Source organism: Butyrivibrio sp. XPD2006, from assembly GCF_000420865.1.
Taxonomy (GTDB): domain Bacteria; phylum Bacillota; class Clostridia; order Lachnospirales; family Lachnospiraceae; genus Butyrivibrio.
In genome coordinates, this window is sequence record NZ_ATVT01000003.1 from 187,536 (window position 1) to 207,364 (window position 19,829).

Annotated in this window: 18 protein-coding genes; 16 read left to right on the top strand and 2 right to left on the bottom strand. The window is 44.4% G+C overall.

Annotated features, from left to right (window positions below; all coding sequences use genetic code 11):
• Positions 1-3: 3 nt before the first annotated feature.
• The 11 genes from G590_RS0104630 to G590_RS18415 all read left to right on the top strand — a co-directional run bounded on the left by G590_RS0104630 (position 4) and on the right by G590_RS18415 (position 10,891).
• Complete coding sequence (locus G590_RS0104630; protein WP_022764505.1) at positions 4-1,050, top strand: ABC transporter substrate-binding protein; 1,047 nt, start codon at positions 4-6, stop codon at positions 1,048-1,050.
• Between the two features lie 139 nt (positions 1,051-1,189).
• On the top strand, positions 1,190-1,801 hold the full coding sequence (locus tag G590_RS18410; protein WP_022764506.1) for a TlpA disulfide reductase family protein: 612 nt from the start codon (positions 1,190-1,192) through the stop codon (positions 1,799-1,801).
• A gap of 12 nt (positions 1,802-1,813) precedes the next feature.
• On the top strand, positions 1,814-1,960 hold the full coding sequence (locus tag G590_RS21500; protein WP_022764507.1) for a CD1871A family CXXC motif-containing protein: 147 nt from the start codon (positions 1,814-1,816) through the stop codon (positions 1,958-1,960).
• Entirely contained in the window at positions 1,953-2,804 is an 852-nt protein-coding gene (locus tag G590_RS0104645; RefSeq protein WP_022764508.1) for a 4Fe-4S binding protein, read from the top strand. The genes G590_RS21500 and G590_RS0104645 overlap by 8 nt, the downstream gene beginning before the upstream one ends.
• Positions 2,805-2,944: 140 nt before the next feature.
• On the top strand, positions 2,945-4,753 hold the full coding sequence (locus tag G590_RS21505; protein ID WP_022764509.1) for a hypothetical protein: 1,809 nt from the start codon (positions 2,945-2,947) through the stop codon (positions 4,751-4,753).
• A 315-nt stretch (positions 4,754-5,068) separates the two neighbouring features.
• Complete coding sequence (gene infC / locus G590_RS0104655) at positions 5,069-5,617, top strand: translation initiation factor IF-3 (protein ID WP_051142115.1); 549 nt, start codon at positions 5,069-5,071, stop codon at positions 5,615-5,617.
• Positions 5,618-5,712: 95 nt separating this feature from the next.
• Positions 5,713-5,910, top strand: coding sequence for a 50S ribosomal protein L35 (rpmI, locus tag G590_RS0104660; protein WP_022764511.1), 198 nt, complete (start codon positions 5,713-5,715; stop codon positions 5,908-5,910).
• Between the two features lie 58 nt (positions 5,911-5,968).
• Entirely contained in the window at positions 5,969-6,325 is a 357-nt protein-coding gene (rplT, locus tag G590_RS0104665; protein WP_013280184.1) for a 50S ribosomal protein L20, read from the top strand.
• Positions 6,326-6,440: 115 nt separating this feature from the next.
• Positions 6,441-7,883 carry an aminoacyl-histidine dipeptidase gene (locus tag G590_RS0104670; protein WP_022764512.1) on the top strand — a complete coding sequence of 481 codons (1,443 nt, stop codon included), beginning with the start codon at positions 6,441-6,443 and terminating at the stop codon, positions 7,881-7,883.
• A 31-nt stretch (positions 7,884-7,914) separates the two neighbouring features.
• A complete protein-coding gene (locus G590_RS0104675; RefSeq protein ID WP_022764513.1) occupies positions 7,915-8,475 on the top strand; it encodes a TetR/AcrR family transcriptional regulator in 561 nt (186 codons plus the stop codon).
• Positions 8,476-8,497: 22 nt separating this feature from the next.
• Positions 8,498-10,891, top strand: coding sequence for an alpha-galactosidase (locus tag G590_RS18415; protein WP_022764514.1), 2,394 nt, complete (start codon positions 8,498-8,500; stop codon positions 10,889-10,891).
• Here G590_RS18415 and G590_RS0104685 read toward each other — a convergent pair.
• The gene (locus G590_RS0104685; protein ID WP_022764515.1) at positions 10,888-12,009 is read right to left on the bottom strand and encodes a cation diffusion facilitator family transporter; all 1,122 of its coding nucleotides are present in this window, start codon (positions 12,007-12,009) and stop codon (positions 10,888-10,890) included. The two genes, G590_RS18415 and G590_RS0104685, sit on opposite strands and share 4 nt — an antisense overlap.
• A gap of 156 nt (positions 12,010-12,165) precedes the next feature.
• Between G590_RS0104685 and G590_RS0104690 the strand changes: the two genes are divergently transcribed.
• The 4 genes from G590_RS0104690 to G590_RS0104705 all read left to right on the top strand — a co-directional run bounded on the left by G590_RS0104690 (position 12,166) and on the right by G590_RS0104705 (position 16,443).
• Positions 12,166-13,545: a diguanylate cyclase domain-containing protein gene (locus tag G590_RS0104690; RefSeq protein ID WP_022764516.1), complete on the top strand. Its 1,380-nt coding sequence runs from the start codon at positions 12,166-12,168 to the stop codon at positions 13,543-13,545.
• Positions 13,546-13,564: 19 nt separating this feature from the next.
• On the top strand, positions 13,565-15,223 hold the full coding sequence (locus tag G590_RS0104695; protein WP_022764517.1) for a sensor domain-containing phosphodiesterase: 1,659 nt from the start codon (positions 13,565-13,567) through the stop codon (positions 15,221-15,223).
• 21 nt (positions 15,224-15,244) lie between these two features.
• Positions 15,245-15,985, top strand: coding sequence for a hypothetical protein (locus G590_RS0104700; protein ID WP_022764518.1), 741 nt, complete (start codon positions 15,245-15,247; stop codon positions 15,983-15,985).
• Between the two features lie 206 nt (positions 15,986-16,191).
• The gene (locus G590_RS0104705; RefSeq protein WP_022764519.1) at positions 16,192-16,443 is read left to right on the top strand and encodes a hypothetical protein; all 252 of its coding nucleotides are present in this window, start codon (positions 16,192-16,194) and stop codon (positions 16,441-16,443) included.
• Between the two features lie 78 nt (positions 16,444-16,521).
• On the opposite strand, the gene G590_RS0104710 is transcribed toward G590_RS0104705, so the two are convergent.
• Positions 16,522-17,817 (bottom strand): adenylosuccinate synthase, encoded by a 1,296-nt coding sequence (locus G590_RS0104710; RefSeq protein ID WP_022764520.1) that lies wholly within the window; start codon positions 17,815-17,817, stop codon positions 16,522-16,524.
• Between the two features lie 238 nt (positions 17,818-18,055).
• Between G590_RS0104710 and G590_RS0104715 the strand changes: the two genes are divergently transcribed.
• On the top strand, positions 18,056-19,771 hold the full coding sequence (locus tag G590_RS0104715) for a methyl-accepting chemotaxis protein (RefSeq protein ID WP_022764521.1): 1,716 nt from the start codon (positions 18,056-18,058) through the stop codon (positions 19,769-19,771).
• The last annotated feature ends 58 nt before the right edge of the window (positions 19,772-19,829 follow it).

Here is a 19,829-nt window from a genome sequence, read left to right on the forward strand (position 1 = left end):
AACATGAAAAGATTTTTAAAATTGATACCTTTGCTGCTCCTGCTGCCGGCTGTTCTGGCAGGTTGCGGGAGTGGCGTTCCTTCCGAAAGTGCGGAAGAAATAATAGAAACCCAAAAAGCCGACGATGCCATTACCGTCGGCTTCTCTCAGTTGGGGGCGGAATCAGATTGGAGAAGTGCCAACACAGACTCTATGCTTGAGGCCTTCAAGGAAGAAGACGGTTACAATCTGATCTACAAGAACGGCCAGCAGAAACAGGCCAATCAGATCACAGCCATCAGGATGTTTATTCAGCAGGAGGTGGACTATATAGTACTGGCACCTTCTACTGAGGACGGATGGGAAACTGTTCTGAGTGAAGCCAGAGAGGCAGACATTCCTGTGATCCTCGTTGACAGAAGAGTAAACACGGCGGATAAGAATCTCTACTCATGCTGGGTCGGTTCTGACTTTGAGCTTGAGGGAAAAAAGATGGCGGCCTGGATCAAGGCATACACCGAAAGCGCAGGTATTGCGCCCGAGGACCTTCACATAGTAAACATTCAGGGCAATATCGGTTCGACAGCCCAGATCGGAAGGACAAGAGGCCTTGCAAATGCTGCCAGGGACAACGGATGGGACCTTATGGCGGAGGTGAGCGGAGACTTTACCGAGAACAGAGGAAGAGAGGTCATGGGCGCTCTTCTTAAAAGGTTTGATAATATCAACGTTGTCTACTGTGAGAACGATAACATGGCCATAGGAGCCATCGACGCCATAGAGAGCGCAGGACGAAAAGTGGGTTCAAACATCAAATATGGTGAGATCATGGTGGTATCCTTCGACGGTGTCAACGAGACAGCCCTCGAGTATGCAAACCAGGGCAAGATTTCCTGTATCGCGGAGTGCAACCCTCTCCACGGACCAAGAGTCAGGGCTCTCATCGAGATGCTCCAAAGGGGGGAGACACCTGAGAAGTTCAACTATGTTGACGAGACACTTTTTAGTTCTGTTCCGGGAGTCGATGCAATCGTGGTAGACGGCAAGGCTTATAAGGTTGAGAGAAAGTGATCAGGATGCTTCCAGGCTTAGAAGGCTAAGACTAAAGAATCGAATCAGACATGCTTGTACTTATTATCGGATTGGATGTTATACTTAAAGTGTCTAGTTAGTACGATGATACCGGGCTCGGAACATGGAGGTAATACTTATGAAGAAGACAGCTGCAATGTTTCTTATAGCGACACTTTCAATCAGCATGCTGGCAGGCTGTGGCAAGAGCAATCAGCCTTCTGCGGATCAGCAGACAGCGACCACTCAAAAGACTGAGGCTCAAGCTACTGCCCAAACCACGGAGATTATTTCTTCGGAGGATGTTATAGCAGGCTATACCGTCAAGGACCTGGAACTTAACGACGTTGCTCTGGCCGATTATATCAAAGACAACAAGGTGACCATGATCAATTTCTGGGGGACATTCTGTGGACCTTGTCTTTCGGAGATGCCGGCTCTTGGCGAAATTGAAAGAAGATACAAGGATAAGGGCTTTGAGATTGTGGGACTTACCACTGATGTGGCTGATCTGGAAGGAAATTATGATGAGAGCACTATTGATGATGCGAGAGCTATCATAGAGGATACAGGAATCACATATCCAATTCTCGTAGCTCCTGCGCAGCTCATGGTGGATATCGGACTTCAGTACGTTCCGACAACATATTTCCTTGACTCAGAGGGTAATGTTCTTGGCTCTCCCGAAGTGGGGAGCAAGACCAGCGTGGAATGGGAGGATGTTATTAACAGATACCTTTCCGCAGAATAAGAAGAGGTTGTTATGAAAAAGACTGTACCGATCTATGTTACGCTGATCCTTCTTTTGATTGCCATAGCTTCCTGCATTTTCGGGATCAGCAGAGGCGAAGTGAAAACCGTAGCTAAAAAGGCAACCAATATTTGCATGGAGTGTATCGGAATTGGCTGACAGTGGCTTAAAGAAACACAGAATAATAAGAAAAGGTGTTCAGGCTGGATGGGGAATCCTTTCGAATGCCCATTTCAAGGGCTTTCTTACAGCGTCTATCTATAAGGGACCGCTCAAGAATTTCTGCGTTCCGGGGATGAACTGCTACTCGTGTCCGGGGGCGCTTGGAGCATGCCCAATCGGAGCCATGCAGTCCATCTTCGACGCCAGGAAAAGAAAATTCGCCTTTTATGTAGTTGGCTATCTTGCTGCGATAGGTCTTTTGGTGGGAAGATTTATCTGCGGATGGCTGTGTCTTTTTGGCCTTATTGAAGAACTTCTTTATATGATCCCAACCCCTAAAATAAAGATACCACAGAAGGCAGACAAAGTTCTCAGATACCTTAAGTATGTATTTCTTTTGGTGTTTGTCTTTGGACTGCCCTTTTTTTACAGGTCAGAACTTGGGACGGGAGATCCGTTCTTTTGCAAGTATATATGCCCTGTCGGGACTTTGGAAGCAGGAGTTCCTCTGGTCCTTTTGGACAGTTCACTTAAAACGGCGATAGGAGCGCTCTTTAGGTGGAAGGTAGCCATACTCGTTGGCTGCATCCTTGCATCTGTCTTTATTTACAGACCCTTCTGCAAATATGTATGTCCCTTGGGAGCATTCTATTCCCTGTTCCAGAAGGTGAGCCTCCTTAAGATGTCTTTTAACAAAGACGCGTGTGTGAATTGCGGAACCTGTGCCCGAATCTGCAAGATGAATGTTGATCCAATGAAGAACCCCAACAGTGCAGAGTGCATCAGATGCGGCGAGTGCGTTAAGGCCTGCCCCAGTAGTGCACTCAGGTTTAAAATATAAACAGATTATAAATAATAATAAACCAACCATAAAATTACAAAATATTTGTTTTTTATGATGGGTGGTATGATTGCTACATGGTTATCCTATAACCTATAGAAAATAAAAACAAGGGAAAAAACAGGGAAAGGATAACGAAAATGAAAAAGAGATTCATTGTAACAGTTCTGGCGATGGCAATGGTAACTACCTCTGTAGCAGGAGTTAAGGTAACAGCTTATGCAGATGACGGCGAAGGCGCACCTGCAGAAGAGGCCGCAGCACCCGCAGCAGAAGCAGCACCTGCAGCAGAAGCGTCAACACCTGCAGCAGAAGAGACCCCAGCACCTGCAGCAGAAGAGACAGTACCTGCAGAAGAGGAAGCGCCTGCAGAGGTTATAACTGAGACAGGGGATGGCCTTGTTATAACAGATAATTCTGACGGATCCAAGACTGTTGAGTATGATCTTAGTGTAACAGGAATGACATCAGAGGAAAGCTTACAGGAAGTTGTAGATGAGAAGACAACTGAGCAGGAAGAGATAAAAAGCGACGTTGAAAGTCAGAATGGAACATACACCTATGAAATTACTACTAAGGTTGAGGAGAAGGAAGAGGAAGTAACTGAAGAGAAGTCCTTTGAATCCCAGGAGAAGCTCGAAGAATATGTAACAGAGCTGGCTACTCAGGAAGATATAAAGAATATTGAGGTAGTTACATCAGAGCAGGGCGTTACAGCAAAGCAGGTTGATTTTGACGGATATCATCAAAATGAAGATGGTACTGTAACAGAGAGCTCTGATGAAGAGGGTATCTACTATTACGAGGGTTATTATGTTAAGTATAAAGGAGATGACAGTTACTCAGTAGTTATTACAGGCGGCGTTGAGAGCATTACTATTGACCTGTCATGGCTTGCTGAAGATGCATTTGTCAGAGATATGTGGGGAGATCCGGAGCCCGGAGACGGAACAGGATACAGCGTAAGTATCGTAAATGAGTCCGGAGATGTCTATGAAACAACAGAGTATAATACAGGAACCGACGGACCATACAGATATTGCGCAACATCCAAATTCAAAGAGGAATGGGGAACAGTGGTATCCGAAGAAAATGGCAAAACTTACTACATTCCAAATGATATCCGCTATCTCAACGGAAGATTATTAGACCTTAAAACAACCGAGGCTGCCAGATATTTTTGGCCTAGCTACTGGGATAGATACGATAACGCAAAGAATATGACTCTTGATCAGATACTTGAGTATTACAATTCTGTTCTTGATACTGAAGAACCTTACACAGATGTAGCAAAGGCGTGGGCAGATAACTTTAATGAAAGAGCATGGCAGACCAGTTACGTTGCAGATGGTGAAGAGCAGACAGGAAATTCATTATTTGCCAACTTAAAGCTTGAAGATGAAACACCTTTGGATTTCAACGTTAAAGTTCTCCTTGATGGCGGAGCTACAGATAATTTTTATCAGAGCACTGCATGGAGCTTTATAGAAAATATTGTCCTTGGGGTAGTTAAGACCCTCAATGCAGGCATCAGCTACACAAAGGTATCCGATGTATTTACTGCAGAAGTAACTGGAAATGGTTCTATTCCTTCCGACAGCACAACACCGGATCCAACACCTACACCAACACCGGATCCAACACCTACACCAACACCTACACCAACACCGGATCCAACACCAACACCTACACCAGCACCGACACCTACTCCTACACCTGATCCAACACCTGTAGTTATAGAAGAAACGCCCGTTGCATTGGCACAGACTCCCGCACAGCCTGAGGCTCAGGTTCTCGGAGCAACAAGGCAGGCCGGCAGTGGCGCAGCAGTACTCGGAGCAAGAAGAGGCGCAACAGAGGATACATCGAACATGGCAACATCAGTAGCACTTATCCTTGCAGCAGCCGGCACACTTGCAGCAGTATTTGCTAAAAGAAAAGAAGCGTAAGCAAAAAATATCCCGATAATCCCTATAATAAAAAGAAACACTAAGTTGGAAAATGGCTGCTTTGATAAGCAGTCATTTTCTTGTATCAAAGGGCGTTTCTGCTCCGGCTGTAAAGGGAAGATCAGCGGAATGTAATCGAAAAAAAGAAAAAAGTGTTGACATGAGTTCGCCATTGTGTTAAATTATATCAGTGTTTGAAAACAAAGCAGAGTATCCACTCTCACCCTGCGGCACAGCCAGTAGCGGTTAATATCTTTTCAAATCCAAGCTATAGCGCGAGGATTCTGTGATTGATTTTAGTGGATACATTTGCGAATGTATCCATTTTTTTTATTCATTTTGGAGGGTAAAGCCATTAGCGAGTTATTTATTAACGAACAGATCAGAGCTAAAGAGGTCCGTGTAATCGGTATTGAGGGAGATCAGCTTGGTGTTATGTCAATTCAGGATGCCAGGAAGATCGCAGAAGACGAGGGTGTTGACCTTGTCATGATAGCTCCAACTGCTAAGCCACCTGTTTGCAGAGTAGTTGACTATGGTAAGTTCAAGTATGAGCAGCTTCGTAAAGAGAAGGAAGCTCGTAAGAAACAGAAGACTGTTGAGATCAAGGAGATCAGACTTTCTCCCAACATTGATACCAACGATCTTAATACTAAGGTAAACGCTGCCAAGAAATTCCTTGAGAAAGGAAACAGAGTTAAGATCACACTTCGTTTCCGCGGACGTGAGATGGCACATATGGGAGCCAGCGTTCACATTCTCACAGATTTTGCAGAGGCACTTGCCGATGTTGCTGTTGTTGAGAAACAGCCCAAGGTTGAGGGACGTTCAATGACCATGTTCCTTGCCGAGAAGAAAAACTGATCATTAGCCATTATTGGTTAAAGATAAATATGATATAGGTCAATACAGAGAAATCCGTATATCATAAAAAGCGTAAAGTATAGGAGGAAATAGCAATGCTGAAGATGAAAACAAAGAGAGCAGCTGCCAAGAGATTCAAGGTTACAGGCACAGGAAAGCTCATGAGAAACAAAGCGTATAAGCGCCACATCTTAACAAAGAAGTCCACAAAGAGAAAGAGAAATCTTAGACATGCCGGACTTGTTGACGCTACTAATGTTAAGACAATGAAGCAGATCCTTCCTTACGCTTAATCAGTTGGAAGAATCTAAAGTCAGGTATATTTTTGATCATTTATAGGAGGATTTAAAGATGGCAAGAGTTAAAGGCGCATTAAATGCCAAGAAGAAGCACAATAGAGTACTTAAGCTCGCAAAGGGCTATAGAGGAGCAAGATCAAAGCAGTACAGAGTTGCTAAGCAGTCTGTAATGAGAGCTCTTACTTCAGCATTCGCTGGACGTAAGCAGAAGAAGAGAGATATGAGATCTCTTTGGATCACACGTATCAATGCTGCAGCAAGAATCAACGGCCTTTCATACAGCAACATGATGCACGGCCTCAAGCTTGCAGGTGTTGACATCAACAGAAAGATGCTTGCAGAGCTTGCAGTTAACGATCCTGATGGATTCAAGACACTTGCAGAGCTTGCAAAAGAGAAGATCGCATAATAATATCGGAAACTTATATTGAATAAATAGTTTTTTGATAGTAAAATTAAGGAGTCTGAAGAACAAAATTCAGATTCCTTTTTTATTTGAAAAATTGCAGAATGGAGGCATTATTATGGCACTTGAGAATTTACAGCCACAGGAAGTTTTTACTTTTTTTGAAAAGCTGTGCAGCATTCCGCACGGCTCATATAATCTTCAGCAGATAAGCGACTATCTTGTTTCTTTTGCAAAAGAGAGAAACCTTGAGGTCATTCAGGATAAGGAGCTCAACGTTATCATCAAGGCTCCGGGAAGCGAAGGATATGAGGATAAAGAGCCTGTTATCCTGCAGGGACACATGGATATGGTTGCTGTTAAGGATGACAATGCAGATATCGATATGAAAACAGAAGGTCTCAGAGTTAAAACAGACGGAGAGTACGTCTGGGCTGAGGGTACCAGCCTTGGAGGGGACGATGGCATAGCTGTTGCTTACTGCCTTGCACTTCTTGATTCCAAGACCATTCCTCATCCTCCTCTTGAAGTTGTTATTACAACCAATGAAGAAACAGGTATGGAGGGTGCTGCAGCAATCGATCTCTCCGGTCTTAAAGGCAGGAAGATGATCAACATCGACAACGAGGTAGAGGGACAGTTCATCACCAGCTGCGCAGGCGGAGCCCGCGTTTATTCCAAGGTTCCCGTTACAAGAGATGTGACCTACACCGGAGCCAAGGTACTTAGCGTCAAGGTTGAAGGCCTGCTGGGCGGACATTCCGGTGAGATGATAAAGTGCGGAAGAGGAAACGCGAATATTATTCTTGCAAGAACTCTTGCGGAAGCCGGTGACAAGGTGAATCTCAACCTTATCAGCTTTGACGGAGGAAGTGCAGACAATGCAATTCCTTCATCCGCAGTAGCTCAGATTGTTATCGGAAACCGCGATCTTGATGCATTTAAGGAGAGTGTATCCGCTACAGAGGCAGCTGTTAAGGGCGAGCTTGAGGTTAAGGATCCGGGACTTAAGATTACCGTAAGTGACGGCACAAGCTCTTTTGACAAGGCAATCACCGCAGCTGATACAATGAAGTTACTTACCATGATATGCACCATGCCTGACGGTGTACAGGCTATGAGTTCAGCAGTGGAGGGACTTGTAGAAACATCATTGAATCTCGGAATTGTTGCGACAAAAGATGGAGTGATCACTGTAGAACAGTCTGTAAGAAGCAGTATTGAATCTTCCAAGGATTTCCTTATCAGGAAGGTTAAGACCATAGCGACGATGTTTGGTGCCGGAGTTGAGGTAAACGGCAATTATCCGGGATGGAAGTTCAGACAGTCATCGGAGCTCAGAGATCATATGGTGGCTGTTTACAAAGATATGTATGGCACAGAGCCCAGAATAGAAGCCATCCACGCAGGACTTGAGTGCGGAATCCTGAGCGATAAGATTGAGGGCCTTGACTGTATTTCAATAGGACCCGGCATGGACGATATTCACTCACCCAAAGAGAGGCTGTCGGTTAAATCAACAGCAAATGTATGGGAATATCTGAAGGCTGTTTTAAAGTGATAACTATGGGGAATAAAACAGGAGGTGTTACATGAATCCAACCAGAAAAAGTATTATGGACGCCGTTGTGGTACTGTTCAATGAAAAGGGCATGAAGTTCACAATGGATGACATTTCAAAGCTGCTTCACATCAGTAAAAAGACTATTTACAAGGAATTTAACGACAAGGACGAGCTCTTTTACGCTACGGTTGATTACGGCTTTGCAGCCATCAAACAGAAGGAAGCTGAGATCATTGCAGATGATTCTCTTGACCTTGTTGATAAGATTGCCAAGGTGATAGTATGTCTTCCTGACAACTACAGAAATATCGATTTCAGACAGGTTTACCAGCTCAGGGATAAGTTCCCGGTAGTTTATAACAGGATAGCGGGTAAGATCGAGACTGACTGGGATGAGACCGAGAAACTCCTGGCCGAGGCTATGGACAAGGGACTTATCAAAAAGGTTCCGATTCCTGTAATCAAGCTGACTATTGAGGGTGCCATTGAGAAGTTTTTAAGTACCAAGGAACTGGCCAAGACTCACGTTACATACGAGGAGTCCCTTAACAGCATGATTGATATCATAATCAACGGACTGCGCGTCTGAAGCATCTTTTGGAGGGGTAATAATGATCTACGCAGATGGAAAGATTTTTCTTTTGCAAACCTTGAACACATCCTATCTGTTTCGAAAGACTGAAACGGGACATCTTGAGCATATTCATTACGGCGGCTCAATTTATTCCGCTGAGACCTACGACAGGCTCAGGACCGAAATAGACTTAGAATCCGCTGATAAAGAGCTCCTTGAGAAAATGGTGGCTGCCATGGCCCCCAAGCACTACAACGGCGGTGGTAATATGACCTACTATGACGATGAACATCCGAATTTCTGTCTTGAAATGATGGGGCTGGAGTTCTCGTCGTTTGGCAAGGGAGATATCAGAGAGCCCATGGTTGAGCTCACCTATCCTGACGGCAACAATACTGTTGATTTTCTTTTTGAGGACTACGAAGTCAGAAAGGGAAAAAGAGCTCTTGAGACCCTTCCATCTTCTTACGATGATACTGACAGTGCAGAACAGCTGATCATTAAACTTGCAGACAAAGGATACGGAACGAGACTTGATCTGATCTATACAGTATTTCCGGACTGCGATGCTATCACCAGGAGTGTGGTTCTTGTCAATGATGGCGAGGGAGATGTAAGGATAGACAGGATCCTCAGTTCCTCTGTTGATTTCTATGAGACCGGACTTAAGTTTACATCTTTCCATGGCAGATGGGCCTATGAGATGGGCAAGTCAGAGTCTGTTTGCAAAGCGGGCAAGATTGTCTCTGAGGAGCTTGCAGCTGGTGAATCCGGTTCAAGATCTAATCCTTTTGTTATGGTAAGTAATACCGAAACTGATGAAAATAACGGTGACTGCTATGGCTTTAATCTGATCTACAGCGGCAATCACTATGAAGCTCTTTCATCCAACGGCTGCAGTATAAGCAGGTTTGTTTCGGGCCTTCAGCCTGCCGGATTTTCCTGGGTGCTCTCAAAAGGGGATAAGTTTGAGACTCCCGAGGCAGTGATGACATATTCAAACCGTGGATTTAACGGCATGAGCAGAAAGATGCACAGGTTTGTTAAAAAGCATATTGTGAGAGGACAGTGGCGTGACAGAGAGCGTCCTATCCTCATCAACAGCTGGGAAGCCAATTACTTTAATTTCAATCAGGGATCTCTTTTAAACCTTGCAAGAGAAGCGTCCAAATGCGGCATTGAACTGTTTGTAATGGATGACGGATGGTTTGGAGAGAGAAATGATGACCACAGATCACTCGGCGACTGGTATGAGAACAAGAAAAAGCTTCCGGGCGGGATTAAAGAGCTGGCAGAAAAGGTAAATAACCTTGGAATGCTTTTTGGCATCTGGGTTGAGCCCGAGATGATAAGTGAGAACTCTGAGCTATACAAAGAGCATCCCGACTGGGCAGTGCAGGTACCGGGACATCCTCATTCCAAGGGAAGATCTCAGATGAATCTGGATCTTACAAGGACAGAGGTTCAGGACTTTGTCATAGATTCCATGAAAAAGGTTTTTTCTGCAGGAAAGATATCTTATGTCAAGTGGGACATGAACAGAATATTCTCTGACCGCTTCTCAACGGCGCTTTCTGCTGATAAGCAGGGAGAGTTCCAGCACAGATACTATCTGGGACTTTACAGGATCATGAAGGAACTGACAGAGAGCTTTCCTGAAATACTCTTTGAGGGCTGTTCTGCAGGCGGTAACAGGTTTGATCTCGGTATTTTGTGCTATTTCCCTCAGATATGGGGAAGCGATGATACCGATGCCTTCTGCAGACTGGATATTCAGAGAGGCTACAGCTACGGATATCCTGCAAGTACGGTTGGTGCGCATGTCTCGGCATGTCCGAATCATCAGACTCTCGGAAATGCAACTCTTGAGACCAGATTTGAGATTGCAGCAGCCGGCTGTTTTGGTTACGAGTTAAACCTCTGTGATATGAATGAAGCCGACAAGAAGGCTATTTCTGATCAGGTGGAGTTCTATAAGAAGTGGAGAGGTCTTTTCCAATACGGAGAATATTACAGACTTCCTGATGACGGATACATGATCGTGTCAGGAGATAAAAAGAAAGCGATTGCGTTTGCGGTTGAGAGAAATATGGCTCCAAATTGTGACTACAGATGCATTAAGACCCTTGGCCTTGATGATTCTGCGGTATACAGTGTCACAAACAGAGTTGTACCGCTGAGCGTAATGGATTTTGGAAGCCTTGTTAATACTATGGCTCCCGTTCACGTCAAGCAGGATGGAATCATCCATCACCTTATTGACAAGTTCACAAATTTCAACGGGGAAGAGCAGAAGGACACAGCAACAGGTGCAGCGCTAAAAAGCCGCGGCCTGTCGCTGAATGCATCTTTTGGCGGAACCGGATACAGTCAGGGTACCAGGATCATGAGAACCGGTGACACAAGACTGTACCTTTTTGAAATGATTTAATCGCTGTAGCTGACATCCATGTTGGCATAAACTTCAAAATCAGGATAAGCTTCTTTTACAGCTTTGACAGCGTTGTTAAACACATCCGTTTTGTTTGGTACGAAATCAATTACCAGATCAAAGCGGATGTTCTTTTTTTCGAAATCAACAAAGAATCCGTGCATCTGAAGAACGTTGTCGAAGGAAGATACGATCTTTCTTACGTTGTTTCTGACCTCTGTGATTTTCTCATCTTTGGTGTTTACGGAATAGATACCGATGGAGATTATGGACACGTTGTGTTCCATGTAAACTCTGTCCTGTATTTCTCTTGTGATTTCATCAATCTTGTCAGCGGTAAAGGTGTCGGGAATTTCAATATGGACTGAAGCCATTACACGATCAGGGCCGTAGTCGCTGAATATCAGGTCATAGGCGCCCTGAACACCGTCTACGTCAACGATTGTCTTCTTGACGGCAGTAGATACCGCTGAATCTATACGCTCGCCCAGAATCTCGCTTATAGTGTCCCTTAGCATCTCCAGAGCTGACTTTATCATAATGATGGCGATTATTGCTCCGAGGTATGCCTCCACTGAGAGACCCGAGAAAATAAAGATAAAGGCAGCCACAAGTGTAGCGGCGGATATTATCGAATCAAATTTAGCGTCGGTACCGGATGCAACCAAAGACTCTGAGGATACCTTTTTGCCGGTATTTATAAAGAACTGACCAAGCAAGAGCTTAACTACAACTGCGACAGCAACGATGATAAGAGTTACAGTTCCATACTGAGCCGGTTCCGGGTGCAAAATGGATTTGCATGATTCCACCAAAGAGGTGATGCCGGCGTAGAGCACGATGATGGAGATTATCATGGCGCTCAAGTATTCAATCCTTCCGTATCCGTAAGGGTGCTTTTTGTCAGGAGCCTTGCCTGCGAGAGCTGTTCCGATTATCGTGATGACTGATGAGAGCGCATCGCTTAAGTTGTTGACTGCATCAAGCACAATTGCGATAGAGCCTGATATCATACCGACAACCATTTTGAAACCGGCAAGGAGAATGTTTACCACAATGCCAATTATGCTTGTTCTGATGATGACTCTGCCTCTTGTTACTACTTTTGAATCTGCCATATATTCTATCCCCTCAAGTGTTTTGGATTACTGAATTGTACCACGGATTTGGCCTTGGCATACCATAATAATATAAAATATGATAAAATTAATAAAGTATGGGCGTATTTTTAGATTAATTTCTGAAAATATTTTTCTTATTTTTGAGGGGCGAAAATGAAGAAGAGCATCACAGCAGGTCTTTTTACCTTTGTTGCAGCACTGGTCATAACTACTGTAATTGCAGTCTTATACGTTACAAGTGCAGCCGGAAGCAGAAGGGAAAGGGCTGAGTTTATTGCGCAGTCCGTTGCTGACAGGATCGAAGCCGAGATACAGCGAAGAGATTATATAACCAGAATGTTTGAGATCGAGGTATCCGGCAGCAAGGACGGCATTACTCCTGAGAGCTTTGCTATTACCGCAGATGAGGTGTTCAACGATTATTTGGATATCGTTGATATCACGCTTGCACCCGGTGGTATAGTGAGCTACAAGTATCCCCTGGACAACGGTAAGGCTGAGAGAACAGATCTTTTTGCTGACGGCGCCGGCGGAATCTATGCAGATTACAGCAAGATGTCAGGACTTGGTATTATCATGGCGCCTGTAACCTTAGAGGACGGAAGCTACGGCATTATTCTCAGAAGACCTATTTATATGGGGGAAGTTTCCGAATCGAATTTCTGGGGATTTGCTTCTGTGGAGCTCAATCTTTCAAACTTTTTATCCGAAGTAAATATCAGAGCCCTTGTTGATGGAGGCTACGATTATAAGCTGATCGGCGACAACTCTATCACCGGTGAGAACCGCATGATCATGGAGAATTCGGAAAAAGAGCTGTCGTCTCCCGTATCGGCAATGATAAACACTGTCGGTGGCGGAGCCTGGACGCTTCTTATTTCTCCGAAAGCCAGCTGGATGAATCTCTATGAGATAACCGGATCAATGCTTATTGCTGTTTTGATCAGTATTCTGGCAGCTTTGGCAGCAGGAGCGTTCGTATCTGTCAAGGCGTATTCCAAGGAATTGGAGGTGCTCTCTTACAGAGATGCTCTGACCAATATCAACAACAACAGAAGTTATCAGGAACACATGGAAGAACTCAGCAAAAAGAAACTTCCATATGGCCTTATATTTATGGACCTGAATGACTTTAAACAGGTCAATGACACATACGGACATGAGGCAGGAGATACTCTGCTCAACATCGTAGCCAAGAGACTTCAGAACAGTATCAGGGAGAAGGACAAGGCATTCAGAATCGGTGGTGATGAGTTTGTTGTTGTAATCCACGGAACTCATGACGCGCAGTTCTATGAAGGTGTTATTGCCAGAATGCGTCAGAATGTGGCCAGGGATGTAACACTCAATAACGGCGTTATCCTTAAGGTGTCCATAAGTGCCGGATTTGCACGCTGTCCTGAGGACGGAAGCAAGTTCGAGGACGTTGTTAAGAAGGCCGATGACGCAATGTATCACAACAAGAGGCTGTTCAAGGCACAAAAAAAGGCCGGTCAGGAAGCGGGGACTGAACAGGCCGGATCATCAAGATAATAAGGCGGAGTGAAAGATAATGGCGGGAGGAAATTTCGATACTATCAACAGAATCTTTGACACCTTTGCGGTTACTTCAAGAAGCCGCTATGTCTATGTATATGACATGGAAAAGAACGTTTCCAGGTGGTCTGCAAATGCTGTTGATTATTTCGGTTTAACAGGGGAGTATATCTATAACGCAAGTTCGGTATGGGAGATTCGCATCCATCCCGATGATATCGACAAATATAAGGAGTACATAAACGCTGCATTTGCCGGGCAGAAGGTTGATCCCAACTATGAGTACAGAGCCCGGAATAAAAACGGCGAGTATGTGATCTGTTCAGCAAGGGGCGTGGTGATAAAAGACTATGCGGGAAGGCCCGTCTTTTATGCCTGCTCTATCATAAATAAGGGTATTGTGGACAACAATGACCCGATAACTCTTTTACCAAATCAGTATGAGATGCTCAACTACATGAGGCAGCTTAAGACTCAGCTCAAAGAGTACTCGATCCTCATGATCAACTATATTGATTTCGGTGGCATCAACAGAAGATACGGATACACCATGGGTAATACGATCCTCAGAGCAACGGCTCAGAGGCTTGTTGACGAGGGCAAGAACATGGGACGTGCTTTCAGAGGTGACGGAACAACTCTTGCTTTCATCTCCGACTCCATGACCATTGATGAGATAAAGAAATTCTATGGCCGTATGAGAACCTACGCCAGAGAATCGATCATGGTTGATGACAAGAAGATAGGAGCGGAACTGGCCGGCGGTGTTATTGTTTCAACCGACTGCAACGTTGATGAGCATTCGATCTACACAAGTGCCAAATATGCCCTTGATTATTCCAAGACTCAGAAGCACGGAAATCTCATTATTTTCCACAATGATGCACTGGACAACAACAAGAGCAGTATTGAGCTTGTAGATGCTGTAAGAAACAGCGTTATAAATAAATTTGAGGGCTTCCATCTGGAGTATCAGCCGAGAGTATCTTCTGTAGGAGGTAAGCTCGTTGGAATGGAAGTTTTCGTAAGGTGGCATAAAGAGCCTTACGGCGAGGTTTTACCTTCAGAGTTTGTGCCGTGGCTTGAACAGGACCCGGTGTTCTATTCACTGGGCAACTGGATCCTTGAAAAAGCGCTTATGGATGCGCTGGAGATCCGCAAAAACAACAAGGACTTTTACGTCAGTGTAAATCTTGCATTCATGCAGCTTGAGAGGTCTGAGTTCAGAACAACTCTTCTTGATATCCTGAGAAAGACGGGATATCCTGCGACAGGTCTTTGCCTGGAGATGAGTCAGTCCAGCAGCAGACAGCTCTCCATGGAGCATTTAAAGAGTCAGATCGAATTCATTAAGTCCTGCGGAATCAAGATCGGAGTAGATTGTTCATCATTTGAAGCTCTGGATATGGTAAGGCATCTCCCTGTGGATATAGTGAATCTGGCACCGTCTCTTACAGGCGTTGTGGCAGATAACCTCACGGTTAAGTACATGATAGAAGCTATTACAGCGTTCACCCACAGACTTGGGATCAGAACGTGCTTTAGCGGAATAGAGGATCAGCAGACGGATGCAATAGCAAGACAGTACCCGGTATCTGAGCTCATGGGCTACTACTATGGCAGACCGTGCAGAATAGAAGATTTTAAGAAACTTGAGCTGTTAGGGCAGCAGTGATGCCTGCGGCTGGAGGAATAGATGAGTAAGTTGTTTCGTTTCGTGCAAAATGAAGATGTGCTTAAGTCTTTTGAGGAGTTCAAGGATAGTGTACTCCTTGAAAGGCCTGTGGTTATTGCGCGCAATGGAGACTATACACTCTTTCTTCGAAGGAAATCTGACGATGAACTTGAACTGACAACTGAAAATACACTCAAGAACGTTGTTGCAGCCAGCAGAACCTATGTGGTCTCGGATACTACGGATGACCTGGTGGCAAGAGGTGTAAGACATGCCTGCCAGAAGATGTCGGAGCTCTCAGATGAGGACGTCAACAGAAAGAGACTACAGATATGGAAGTGGTATGTCATGGACTGGCAGCTGAAATCCGGCTCCAACACTGAAGAGATGATGGAAAAAGAGCTCCATTGGAGCGAGGATGCAGGCAACACCAATCAGGATATCCTTGATATGGAGTCATTTCTGCATGGAGACTATCTGAATCTCGGAAATACATTGTATCTCATTGACAAGTATCTTGCGAATGATGAGAAGTACAGGGATATATTCAGGAAGTTTGCCATTGAGGATGTCATGGAGATGACCAGTGAGGACACCAAGGACAGGTCGCTGGCAGAAGCAGAGCAGAAGAAACAGACTGATGGTCTTCATAAACACACCTACAGATTTACCGTCAGCGTAGAGGCAACTGACAAAGAGCACGCAAGAGCAGCATTGTTGCGGTATCTGGCCGGTGATGACAGAATCAAGGTCCAGAAATAATAAAAAATTTATAAAGCACTTTATAAACTTTTAATGGTTTAACGCGAAAAAGTGTGCCATATTCTCTATCTTTTGAGGGGGTACTGAGATATAATGTACCCATTAAATGAAATTTTATTTTGAAATGTTAAGGGTTGAGGGGCTCTTTTATTTCATCGGGTATTTCATTTAAAATCATATTTCTTTTTGAGATGGAGGAATTGAATATGAGGCGTTCCGCAAAGAGCAGACACAAAGTTAGCCAGAGTAGTATCGCTATTATGGCAGACGCAATTAAGGCAAAGGAGCAGAACCTTTCATACGGCAAGTTCAAGGCGCTAGACCTACTTGGATCCGGAAGTATGGTGGATGAAGAAGAGCCATCTGAGTATGCAGTCCACAGTTCAACACTGGTTCGCAAGACTGTACAGAGAGAAGAGAAAAAAGCAGTTGCTTACGTTAAGGTAAGAGCGGTATAAAAACCTGGTATAACAACTGAATATTGATAAAAAAATGGGAAGGACCTTTAAAAGGTACCTTCCCTTATTTTTGTTTATTTATTTGGAGAGCTTGCTCTCTCTGTAGATGATGTCCGTTCTGGCAGGACCGTTACTTACCATTGTGATAGGATATCCGATGTGCTCCTCGATGAACTCGATATACTTTCTGCAGTTCTCGGGAAGATCCTCGTATTTCTTGATTCCTCTGATGTCGCATTTCCATCCGGGAAGAGTTTCAAATACAGGCTTAGCCTTATCAAGAAGATGAGTTACAGGGAACTCTGTTGTAACCTCGCCGTCTATATCATAACCTACACATACTGGAATCTCATCGAGATATCCGAGTACGTCAAGTACTGTGAAAGCAACATCTGTAGTGCCCTGAAGTCTGCAGCCGTACTTACTTGCTACGCAGTCATACCAGCCGACTCTTCTGGGACGGCCTGTGGTTGCACCGTACTCACCACCGTCACCGCCGCGGCGTCTGAGTTCTTCAGCTTCATCTCCGAAGAGCTCTGAAACGAATGCACCTGCACCTACAGCTGATGAATAAGCCTTGGATACTGTTACGATCTGTTTGATCTCATAAGGAGGAATTCCTGCACCGATCGCACCGTATGCTGCAAGAGGTGATGAACTTGTAACCATAGGATAGATTCCGTGGTCAGGATCCTTCATTGTTCCAAGCTGGCCTTCAAGAAGGATTGTCTTGCCCTCTTTGATTGCCTGATCAAGATAAAGAGATACATTTCCAACATACTCTTTTACCTGCTCTCTCCATTCTACTATCTGATTGAAAAGAGCTTCCTGATCTATAGGATCTGAGTGGTAGAGATTAACAAGCAGTACGTCCTTGATCTCGGCGATCCTTGCAATTTTCTCTTTGATCACATCATCATCCTGGAAGAACTCGTTGATCTGCCATCCGATCTTGGCAAATTTGTCTGAGTAGAAAGGAGCAATTCCGGACTTGGTTGATCCGAAGCTCTTACCTGCGAGCCTTGCTTCCTCAAGTGTATCGAAGAGTACGTGATAGGGCATCATTACCTGTACTCTGTCAGAGATCATGATCTGCGGCATCGGAACACCCTTGGATGTGATCTCATTAAGTTCGTTCATGAATTTTGTGATATCAAAGGCAACGCCGTTACCGATGATATTCATTATGTGCTGGTGGAAAACGCCTGATGGCATAGTATGCAGTGCGAACTTACCATAGTCGTTTACAATTGTATGTCCGGCATTGGCACCACCCTGAAAACGTATTACTACGTCAGCCTTGTCCGCAAGGGTGTCCGTAATCTTACCTTTGCCTTCGTCTCCCCAGTTGGCACCTACAACAGCTTTTACCATAATAGAAAGCCTCCTCATTACTTATAAAAAGTTTCTTAGTTTCAAACCACATATAAATATATCCTATTAACGCGAAGAAGTAAAACGAAAGTTTCAAAGCTGCCTGAAATGTTTAGTTTTTTCCTAAATTTTATAAATATTTATACAATATTAAGACATAAATAACGTAATATCGATTAAAATATAAGGTACAGATTGTTAACAATTTCTTTTCCCCGATTTGTGATAGGAGGATATTATGGCTAAGACCGGTGCTAAGTCAGGTGAGTTCGGAGGCGAAAGCTTTAGAAGGCTTTCTGTTGCCGATAAGTTCAAAAAAGTATTTAGTAATTTTAGAAATAACCTTATTGTTATCTTTGTTGTAATTGTGATCATTGACCTGGTTTCACTAATAAATCTTGGAAATATATATAATATTTATTATGAGCAGAATTCTCAACAGGGAGAGATAAGGATTACTATTCAGGCTCTGGCAAAGTACTATCTCTGGGCAATGAATGCTGTTGAGGCAGATGATAGGCAGGAACAGCTTGACGGTGCTCAGGAAAAGATTGACGAGATGAATGCAGGACTGGATACGCTGAGCAAGGTCTATAAAGGAGATCTTTCCAACGCCTATGCTCATATCAAGGACATAGATAATGCAGATGAGACCTTGAAGGAACTTATGAATTCCGGAGCTGCCAAGGAAGATATTTATGCATACTATGTAAGTACTGTGAATGAAGCTATTAAAGTTGTCGTTAAGGACTTTAAAGAGATTGGTCTGTCAGCCAAAGCGCAAGCGCAGAAGGCATATGTCACTTCAATAATAATGGTTATCATTATGACCATCATCTCCCTGGGAGTTGTTATCTATGCGCTTGTTTATTCAAGAAAGGCAAGAGGAGCCCTTACAAACAGTATCCTGGGACCTATCGGCGCAATTTCCACAGCTGCGGACGATATGGCAAAGGGTAAGCTGGAAGTTAACATTGAGACTGATTCCGAGGATGAACTCGGCAAGCTGGCAAATGACCTTGCGGAGTCCACAACGGTTATAGAGAGTATTGTAAAAGACATTGATGAAACTTTGAGAAGAATGTCCGGCGGAGATTTCTCATCAGGTTCAAGGAATGAAGAAATCTATATCGGAGACTATGAGGCAATCAGAAATGCCCTTTCAGATATTTCGGAGAACCTCTCCAGCACACTGCTGGAGGTTAAGAATTCCTCAAGTCAGGTATCTCAGGGAGCAACCAACATGTCCCAGGGAGCTTCTGATCTGGCGGAAGGCGCAACAGATCAGGCTGCAGCTGTAGAAGAGCTTACAGCATCTGTAAATTCCATTACAGAGCAGACCAAACAGCTTGCTGATGTGGCCGAGAGAAGTAAATCCATGGCTACATCTGTAAGAGATAATGCAGAGACCAGTGCGCGCAAGATGCATCTTGTAACCGATGCTATGACAAGGATAACTGAGGCATCTGCAGAGATCGAGCAGGTAACCAATTCCATCGAGGCAATTGCCAAGCAGACATCACTCCTTGCACTCAATGCTTCAATTGAGGCAGCAAGAGCCGGTGAGACAGGAAAAGGATTTGCTGTTGTTGCAGATCAGATCGGAAAACTGGCTGACCAGAGTAGCGAAGCAGCCAAGAATACACATCAGCTCATTGCGGACACCATGGATGAGATCAATAACGGAAATTCAGTAGTTGCTGAGACCACTGAAGCGCTTGATGCTATGAGAGACAGCGTCGAAGAGATCACGGATATGATCGTTGAGACAGGAGAACTTGCACAGCAGCAGGCTCAGAGCATGGATGAGATCGACAAGGGCATCGAGATGATCTCCAACGTTGTACAGAACAATTCAGCTACAGCTCAGGAGTCGAGCGCAGTATCATTAGAACTATCTGAACAGTCAGAGTCTTTGAACAATCTGATCGGACAGTTCACAATAAACGGCTGATATATATATCAGGCCGCATAAAACGTTAAAAGCCCTTTGCGTATGGCTTGCTCCTGCG